Source organism: Streptomyces sp. NPDC059037, assembly GCF_042740015.1.
Classification (GTDB): Bacteria; Actinomycetota; Actinomycetes; order Streptomycetales; family Streptomycetaceae; genus Streptomyces.
On sequence record NZ_JBHYIG010000363.1, the window covers coordinates 1 to 8,716 of the forward strand.

General features: G+C 69.4%; 6 protein-coding genes and 1 pseudogene. 5 read left to right on the plus strand and 2 right to left on the minus strand.

Annotated elements, in window-relative coordinates:
- Both ACFWY6_RS41775 and ACFWY6_RS41780 read right to left on the minus strand, forming a co-directional pair.
- Positions 1-263 (minus strand): annotated as a pseudogene (locus ACFWY6_RS41775) (cysteine methyltransferase); the annotation flags it as partial.
- Between the two features lie 68 nt (positions 264-331).
- Positions 332-1,240 carry a glycerophosphodiester phosphodiesterase gene (locus tag ACFWY6_RS41780; protein ID WP_384702031.1) on the minus strand — a complete coding sequence of 303 codons (909 nt, stop codon included), beginning with the start codon at positions 1,238-1,240 and terminating at the stop codon, positions 332-334.
- A gap of 248 nt (positions 1,241-1,488) precedes the next feature.
- On the opposite strand from ACFWY6_RS41780, the gene ACFWY6_RS41785 reads away from it, so the two are divergent.
- The 5 genes from ACFWY6_RS41785 (at position 1,489) to ACFWY6_RS41805 (ending at position 8,580) form a co-directional block, all read left to right on the plus strand.
- On the plus strand, positions 1,489-2,358 hold the full coding sequence (locus ACFWY6_RS41785) for an MHYT domain-containing protein (protein ID WP_384702034.1): 870 nt from the start codon (positions 1,489-1,491) through the stop codon (positions 2,356-2,358).
- A 40-nt stretch (positions 2,359-2,398) separates the two neighbouring features.
- Positions 2,399-4,546, plus strand: a complete 2,148-nt coding sequence (gene uvrB, locus ACFWY6_RS41790; protein WP_361820739.1) for an excinuclease ABC subunit UvrB — start codon at positions 2,399-2,401, stop codon at positions 4,544-4,546.
- A gap of 170 nt (positions 4,547-4,716) precedes the next feature.
- On the plus strand, positions 4,717-5,295 hold the full coding sequence (locus ACFWY6_RS41795) for a TerD family protein (RefSeq protein WP_360763553.1): 579 nt from the start codon (positions 4,717-4,719) through the stop codon (positions 5,293-5,295).
- A gap of 71 nt (positions 5,296-5,366) precedes the next feature.
- Positions 5,367-7,325 (plus strand): TerD family protein, encoded by a 1,959-nt coding sequence (locus ACFWY6_RS41800; RefSeq protein ID WP_384702037.1) that lies wholly within the window; start codon positions 5,367-5,369, stop codon positions 7,323-7,325.
- A 265-nt stretch (positions 7,326-7,590) separates the two neighbouring features.
- Entirely contained in the window at positions 7,591-8,580 is a 990-nt protein-coding gene (locus ACFWY6_RS41805; protein WP_266868229.1) for a TerC family protein, read from the plus strand.
- Positions 8,581-8,716: the final 136 nt, after the last annotated feature.

Genomic DNA, 8,716 nt, shown 5'->3' on the forward strand with positions numbered 1-8,716 from the left:
GCGCCCGCGTTGTGGGCGGCGTGGGGCGTTTGGGGCGCGGCGGGGTGGGGGGTGCGGGGCCCCGCGACCGGGCGGGACCCCTGTCGGGAGCCGAGCCGGTCGAGCGCCTTGTCGCGCACCGCGTCCGTGGCGTGGAAGACGACGGTGACCAGACCCTCGTCGGTCGCGGCCAGCAGCAGGGGGCCGATGTCGCTCGCGACGACGGCCCACACCACCCGCTGCCGGCCTTCCTGTCCCTGCGTGTCCTGCCCGTTGGCGTTCATGTGGACCACCGTACGACCGGGCACTGACAACGCCCGTCGCCGTCGGCCGGCACTACTCGACTACTCGACTACTCGGAGATCGCCTTGCGCACTACGTCCGGCTTGTTCGTGATGATGCCGTCCACCCCGAAGCCCGCCACCCGCTGCGCGCCCGCCGCGTCGTTCACGGTCCACGTGAAGATCTCCAGGGGCTTGCCGTGCGGCCCCTTGAGCGAGTGGATCGCGGCGACGTAGCTGTTGGAGATCGAGCCGTGCGTCGAGTTGATCTGGTCGGAGAACTTCGCGTACGCGGGCAGATCGGCCACGGCGGGCGTCCCGAGGAAGCCCGTCTTGATGTCGGGCCGCAGCGCGTGCACCGTCTTCACGCTGTCCGCGCTGAAGCTCTGGATGACGAGCTTGCTGCCGACGTGGTTCCGGTCGAGCCAGCCCTCCTTGCGGAGCACCTCGAGGCCCTGCTTCTCAATGCCCGGGTACAGCTCGGGCTTCTTGAACTCGAAGACGAGCTTCTGGTGGTTGCGCGAGACCCGGTTCATGTACTGCTTGAGCGTCGGCACCCGCTGCCCCGCGTACTTGGGGCTGAACCAGCTGCCCGCGTCCAGCCGGGCGATCTCCGCCGCGGTGAAGTCGGCGACCTTCCACGGCGCACGGTCGGGGAAGAGCTCCTCGACGTTCGTCGTCCGCTTCAGGGTGTCGTCGTGCATGATCACGAGCTCGCCGTCCTTGGTGCGCTGGACGTCGTTCTCGACCCAACGGAACCCCATGTCAGCCGCCTTGTCGATGGCTGAAAGAGTGTTCTCCGGAGCGTAGGCGGAAGCCCCCCGGTGCGCGACGACCAGCGGTCTGTCGTGCGCACTGGAGGACTGGGCGGACGGCTGCGTCGAAGTCCGGTCGGAGGCCTGAGCGGTGGCGGAGGGGAGGGCGAGTGCACCGGCTCCAAGAAGAGCGGCGGTGGTGGCAGCGGCAGCGCGTGCGTACAACGGTGACTCCTCGCGATTGCGGTCTCGGACCGGATGAGAGTGACAGTCCACGGCCAACGCGAGACAGGTGCAGGATGGCCACAGGTTGAACGGAGACAGCCGGGTTTCTTTCCCGGAAAATCGTTCGTACGTTCCGGAGTGAGCTTTACTCTCTGCGGCAGCCCACGGCCTCTCAGTAGGCCGTCGGTTGGGGCCAGATGGGGTTTTTCCCGGGCGAACAGGTACTACAGGCGGAAGGGCTACCGCGAATGCAGGGCACGGTCGACGGCTTCAGCTACGGAGCGGTCACACCCGTAGTGGCGTACCTCATGGCCTGTCTGGGCGGTGCGCTCGGACTGCGCTGCACCACCAGATCGCTTCTTGTCGCGCATTCCTGGCGACCCGGCTGGCTCGCCCTCGGGTCGGCCGCGATCGGGTCCGGCATATGGACCATGCATTTCGTCGCGATGATGGGCTTCACCGTCAAGGAAGCCCCGATCCACTACGACAAGGCGCTGACCTTCGCGAGCCTCGCCGTCGCCATCGTCATGGTCGGCATCGGGATCTTCATCGTCGGCTACCGCGGCGCGACCGGGACGGCACTGTTCACCGGGGGGACGATCACCGGCCTGGGTGTCGCCTCGATGCACTACCTGGGAATGGCCGGTATGCGTCTGCGCGGAACGCTGGAGTACAACACCCTCACCGTCTCCGCCTCCGTCGTCATCGCCGTCGTCGCCGCCACCGCCGCCCTGTGGGCTGCCGCTCAGGTCAGAGGCTTCCTGTGGAGCCTCGGCGCGAGCCTCGTGATGGGCCTGGCCGTCAGCGGGATGCACTACACGGGAATGGCCGCGCTCAGCGTCCACCTGCACGGCAGCTCGACCGCCGCGCCGACCACCGGCGACTCACCCGCCGAACTCCTCGCGCCCATGATGATCGGCCCGCTCGCCTTCCTGCTCCTCGCGGGCGTGATCGTGATGTTCGACCCGCTGATGGTGATGGGCAAGGAAGACCTCAAGAACGCCGCACAGGCGGCGCGCGCCCCCTACCCCGTCCCGCGCTCCGGCGACCGGCACGACCCGCGGGCCGGCCGCAGGCCCCCGCCCCGCCCCGGCTCCAAGGCCCCGCAGAGCTGGTGATCCGGCCCCGTTGTCAGTGCGGGGTCGTACGGTGGGTTCCATGCGGCCCGTATCCAAGATCGAACGCACGGTGGCGCCTTTCGAGGTCGTCAGCAACTACACGCCAAGCGGCGACCAGCCGGCGGCCATCGCCGACCTGGAGCGGCGCATCAACGCAGGTGAGAAGGACGTCGTCCTGCTCGGCGCGACCGGCACCGGCAAGTCGGCCACCACCGCGTGGATGATCGAGAAGCTCCAGCGCCCCACGCTCGTGATGGCGCCGAACAAGACGCTGGCCGCCCAGCTGGCCAACGAGTTCCGCGAGCTCCTGCCGAACAACGCGGTCGAGTACTTCGTCTCGTACTACGACTACTACCAGCCCGAGGCGTACGTCCCTCAGTCGGACACGTACATCGAGAAGGACTCCTCGATCAACGAGGAGGTCGAGCGCCTGCGCCACTCGGCGACGAACTCGCTCCTGACCCGCCGTGACGTGATCGTGGTCGCCTCCGTCTCCTGCATCTACGGCCTCGGCACACCGCAGGAGTACGTGGACCGGATGGTCCCGCTCAAGGTCGGCGACGAGATCGACCGCGACCAGCTCCTGCGCCGCTTCGTCGACATCCAGTACACGCGCAACGACGTGGCCTTCGCCCGCGGCACCTTCCGGGTCCGCGGCGACACCATCGAGATCTTCCCGGTCTACGAAGAGCTGGCCGTCCGCATCGAGATGTTCGGCGACGAGATCGAGGCGCTCTCCACGCTGCACCCCCTCACCGGCGAGGTCATCAGCGACGACGACCACCTCTACGTCTTCCCGGCCTCGCACTACGTGGCGGGTCCCGAGCGCATGGAGAAGGCGGTCAACGGCATCGAGAAGGAGCTCGCCGAGCGTCTGACCGAGCTGGAGAAGCAGGGCAAGATGCTGGAGGCTCAGCGCCTGCGCATGCGCACGACGTACGACCTGGAGATGCTCCGCCAGATCGGCTCCTGCTCCGGCGTCGAGAACTACTCGATGCACTTCGACGACCGCGAGCCCGGCTCGGCGCCGAACACCCTCATCGACTACTTCCCCGAGGACTTCCTCCTCGTCATCGACGAGTCGCATGTCACGGTCCCGCAGATCGGCGCCATGTACGAGGGCGACGCCTCCCGCAAGCGGACCCTGGTGGACCACGGCTTCCGGCTGCCGTCCGCGCTGGACAACCGCCCGCTGAAGTGGGAGGAGTTCCTCGGCCGCATCGGCCAGACCGTCTACCTCTCGGCGACCCCGGGCAAGTACGAACTCTCGCGCGGCGACGGCTTCGTCGAGCAGATCATCCGCCCCACCGGCCTCGTCGACCCGGAGGTCGTGGTCAAGCCCACCGAGGGGCAGATCGACGACCTGGTGCACGAGATCCGCTCCCGTACGGAGAAGGACGAGCGGGTCCTGGTCACCACCCTCACCAAGAAGATGGCCGAGGACCTCACCGACTACTTCCTCGAACTGGGCATCCAGGTCCGCTATCTGCACAGCGACGTCGACACCCTGCGCCGCGTCGAGCTCCTGCGCGAGCTGCGCGCCGGTGAGTACGACGTCCTGGTCGGCATCAACCTCCTGCGCGAGGGCCTCGACCTGCCCGAGGTCTCCCTGGTGGCGATCCTCGACGCCGACAAGCAGGGGTTCCTGCGCTCCGGCACCTCACTGATCCAGACCATCGGCCGCGCGGCGCGCAACGTCTCGGGCCAGGTCCATATGTACGCGGACAAGATCACCCCGGCGATGGAGCAGGCCATCGACGAGACCAACCGCCGCCGCGAGAAGCAGATCGCGTACAACAAGGAAAAGGGCATCGACCCGCAGCCGCTGCGCAAGAAGATCAACGACATCGTGTCGGCGATCGCGCGCGAGGAGGTCGACACCGAGGAGCTGCTCGGCACGGACTACCGCAAGGGGAAGGGAGCCGACGCAGGAACTGCCGCCAAGGCGCCCGTGCCCGCGCTCGGCGGGGCCAACGGGAAGGCGGGCAAGGCGGCCAAGGGCAAGGCCGCCGCGAAGGTGCCCACCGACCGTCCCGCGGCCGAACTGGCCGAGCAGATCGAGGAGATGACCGCGCGGATGCGAGCGGCCGCGGCCGACCTGCAGTTCGAGATCGCCGCCCGGCTGCGTGACGAGGTGTCGGAGATGAAGAAGGAGCTGCGTCAGATGAAGGAGGCAGGGCAGGCCTAGCGCGGCCGCCGGGGGGAGAGGGGACCCGCCGGAAACGCCGTACTGGCTGGTGTGTTGCAAGAACGCCACAAAGTGCCGCCCACGGTGCGGCACTGTCAGTGGCTCTGCGTAGGGTTCTGGGCAACCGCACAGACTGGCGGTTGCCCAGGCAGTTCGAGAGGGGACAGCGCGTGACGGTCAACATGACCAAGGGTCAGGCCATCAGCCTGCAGAAGGACGACGGGGGCGCCCTGACCGCGGTGCGCATGGGACTTGGGTGGCAAGCGGCCCCCAGGCGGGGCCTGTTCGGCACGCGCACCCGTGAGGTCGACCTGGACGCCTCGGCGGTGCTCTTCGCCGACAAGCAGCCGGTGGACGTCGTGTTCTTCCGTCACCTCGTCAGCGACGACGGTTCCGTACGGCACACGGGTGACAACCTGGTCGGCGGTGTCGGCCAGGGCGGGGACGACGAGGCGATCCTCGTCGACCTGCAGCGCATCCCGGTCCACATCGACCAGATCGTCTTCACGGTGAACTCGTTCACCGGCCAGACGTTCCAGGAGGTGCAGAACGCGTTCTGCCGCCTGGTCGACGAGACCAACGGCCAGGAGCTGGCCCGCTACACCCTGGACGGCGGCGGTCAGTACACCGCGCAGATCATGGCGAAGGTCCACCGCGCGGGCGCGGGCTGGCAGATGACGGCGCTCGGCAACCCGGCCAACGGCCGGACGTTCCAGGACCTGATGCCGTCGATCCTGCCGCACCTGTAAGCACGCGGCACGAGTACGCCGCTCCAGTACGCGGCACCAGTACGCACAAGGGCACGAGGGGGACGAAGGCGATGACGGCCGAGCTGGTCCGGGGGCAGAACCACCCGCTTCCCGGGACCCGACTGGAGATCCGTGTCTCGGTCGGCAAGCCGATCGTGGCCGGGGTCACGCTCAGCGACGAGCAGGGCAAGGTGCGCGGCACGGACTGGGTGGCCCATCCGGGATCGCCCGCCCTGCCCGGTCTCGAAGTGCCCAAGCAGGCAGCCGCCGAGCATCGCCTCGCGGTGGACCTGGACGCCGTGCCGGAGGCCGTGCACCGGGTCAACGTCCTGCTCGCGCTGCCCGTGGGCGTCGGGGGCCCGGTCAGCTTCGGCGCGCTCGCCGCCCCCTTCGTCGCCGTCACCGGACTCGACGGCTCCCAGGTCGCCAGCTACACGATCACCGACCTGGACGCCGAGTCCGCCGTCGTCGCCCTTGAGCTCTACCGCAGGCAGGACGCCTGGAAGGTGCGCGCCGTCGGCCAGGGGTACGCGGGCGGCCTCGCCGACATGCTCACCGACCAGGGTCTGCCGGGGGCCCACGAGCTGGCGGGCACGATCAACGAGGCGGTGGCCCAGGGCCTGGCCCGTTCGGTCGCCGCGCCGCCGCCCCGTCCCTCGGACGAGGCGCGCGTGCGGACCACGGGGCAGCCGTCCCCCGGTCCGGGATCGCCGGGTCCGGACGGCGCGGCCGCGGGCCGGCCCGACCCGGCCACGCACCAGCCGGGCGACGCGGGCGCAGGCGCGACAGGCGCAGGCGCGACGGGCGGCGGCCCCGTCAACTACACGCATCCCGGCCGCCAGACGACCACACCGCCCCCGCCCCCGCCGACCGCGGCCCCGGCCGAGCCCGGCAGGCCCGCCCAGCCCGTGGCGGGCGACGCGACCGGCTGGTCCATGGAGGAGCGGCTCTACAACCAGGTGTGGGGCATGTTCGAGGACCTGGCCCGCACGATGGCGGCGTACCGAAGCGCCGTGGACTTCGCCGATTCCCGCATGGAGCAGGAGCTCGACAAGGTCCTCTCCGACCCCCGCAGCCGCATCGGCAACACGGGCGACGCCGCGCGCGAGGCCGCCCGCGCCAAGCACGGCCTCCTCGTCGACCAGGCGAGGGCCGCCCTCGACCGCGACCTGGGCCAGCTCGCCGCCGAGTCCGAGGTCGTCGAGCCCGCCCTGCCCGCCCCGTACGCGGGCTGGGACAGCCCCGTCTGGCACGGCTACCGCGTCCCCATGGAGATTCCCATGGCGCTGCGCCTGGGCGACCTGCATCTGCCCGAGCGCCCCGACCTGCGGATTCCCATGCTGGTCCGGCTGCCGCTCGAGCGCGGCCTGTGGATCGACAGCGGCCGCTCGTCCGGCACGGACTCCCTGGCCGACGCCGACCAGCTGCGCCGCCTCGCCATGGACAGCGCGGTCGCGCATGCCGCACGGCTGCTCGCTGCCTACCCGCCGAACGAGTTCTCGGTGCACGTCATCGACGCGGCGGGCACGGCGGCCGGTGCCCTCGCCCCGCTGGTCACCTCGGGCGTGCTCGCCGAGCCCCCGGCCTCCGGCGCGGCAGGCGTGTCCGCCGTGCTCGCCAAGCTCACCCAGCGCGTCGACCTGGTGCAGATGGCGGTCCGCGCGGGCGCCGCCGACGCGCTGCCGCCGGACCTGGACACCGCCGAGCAGCTCCTGATCGTCAACGACTTCCCGCACGGCTTCGACGACCGCGCCGTCACCCAGCTCCGCTACCTCGCGGACGAGGGCCCGGCGGTCGGCGTGCACCTGATGATGGTCGCCGACCGGGAGGACGCCGCCGAGTACGGCCCGCTGCTCGACCCCCTGTGGCGCGCGCTCCTTCGCCTGACGCCGGTGGCGGACGACCACCTCGCCGACCCGTGGGTCGGTCACGCGTGGACGTACGAACCGCCGATGGCGCCGCCCGGGAGCCAGGTGGTTCAGCAGGTCCTGAACCAGGTGGGGCAGGGGCGCCGCACAGGCGGCCGCTGACTGACGGTAAAGCGACTTCTTGACCGGCCTGACCTGGCCTTTTGGCTCTTATTTGCCGTCTCCTTTACCAATCCTTGGTGTTTCGCGTACTCTTCTTCCAGCGGAGGGGAGTACTCCCGAACGCGACGTGCCCGTCAATACGGACCGCCATCGGTCCCGGGGCGTCGGCCCGCGGAGCGGTGAGCCGCCCCGGGTGGAGGAGACCTCCGGCAGCGACGACGCTGATCAGTAGCCGTACGACGCCGGAGGCGCAGTGGACGTTTCAATGACCCTTTGGGTGCTGACCATTCTTGGTCTGTGTGCCCTGATCGCGGTCGACTTCTTCATCGGCCGCAAGCCGCACGACGTATCGATCAAGGAAGCCGGAATCTGGACGGTCGTCTGGATCGTGCTGGCCGCGCTCTTCGGGGTGGGCCTGCTGATCTGGGGCGGTGGCCAGGCGGGCGGCGAGTTCTTCGCGGGCTTCATCACCGAGAAGTCACTCAGCGTCGACAACCTCTTCGTCTTCATCCTGATCATGGCGAAGTTCTCGGTGCCGAGCCACCTCCAGCAGCGGGTGCTGCTGTTCGGTGTGCTGATCGCGCTCGTCCTGCGAGCGATCTTCATCGCCGCCGGCGCCGCGGTCATCGCCAACTTCTCCTGGGTCTTCTACATCTTCGGCGCGTTCCTGATCTACACCGCCTGGAAGCTCATCCAGGAGGCGCGCTCCGGGGACGACGAAGAGGAGTGGGAGGAGAACCGCCTCCTGAAGGCCGCCGAGCGGAAGTTCGGCGTCGCCGACCAGTACCACGGCACCAAGCTGTTCATCCAGAAGAACGGCAAGAAGATCATGACGCCCCTCATGATCGTCATGCTCGCCATCGGCACCACCGATGTGCTCTTCGCGATGGACTCGATCCCCGCGATCTTCGGCCTCACCCAGGACCCGTACATCGTCTTCACGGCGAACGCCTTCGCCCTGATGGGTCTGCGACAGCTGTACTTCCTCATCGGCGGACTGCTCAAGAAGCTGGTCCACCTCAGCTACGGCCTGTCGGTCATCCTGGGCTTCATCGGCGTGAAGCTGGTCCTGCACGCCCTGCACGAGAACGGCGTACACGTCCCCGAGATCTCCATCCCGGTCTCGCTCGGCGTCATCTGCGGTGTCCTGGTCATCACGACGATCACCAGCCTCATGGCCACCAAGAAGCAGACGGAGAAGGAGGCCGCGGAGAAGGCGGCCGACGAGACTCCGAAGGACAGCATCGAGGCCTGACGGCGTCGGACACAGGAGTCACCGACACGGGAGTGGGGGGGGGCCGGCGGGCCCCGGGGCCCCCCCCCGGGCGCGGGGGCCGCACGCGGCGGGGCGGGGGGGGGGGGGGGCGCGGAAGAGAGTATGAGAGACAGCC

What these genes read in the sequence shown, in the direction of transcription:
- ACFWY6_RS41785 (WP_384702034.1), top strand. Translation starts at nt 1,489, where the DNA reads ATGCAGGGCACGGTCGACGGCTTCAGCTACGGAGCGGTCACACCCGTA.
- ACFWY6_RS41800 (WP_384702037.1), top strand. Translation starts at nt 5,367, where the DNA reads ATGACGGCCGAGCTGGTCCGGGGGCAGAACCACCCGCTTCCCGGGACC.
- uvrB (WP_361820739.1), top strand. Translation starts at nt 2,399, where the DNA reads ATGCGGCCCGTATCCAAGATCGAACGCACGGTGGCGCCTTTCGAGGTC.
- ACFWY6_RS41805 (WP_266868229.1), top strand. Translation starts at nt 7,591, where the DNA reads ATGACCCTTTGGGTGCTGACCATTCTTGGTCTGTGTGCCCTGATCGCG.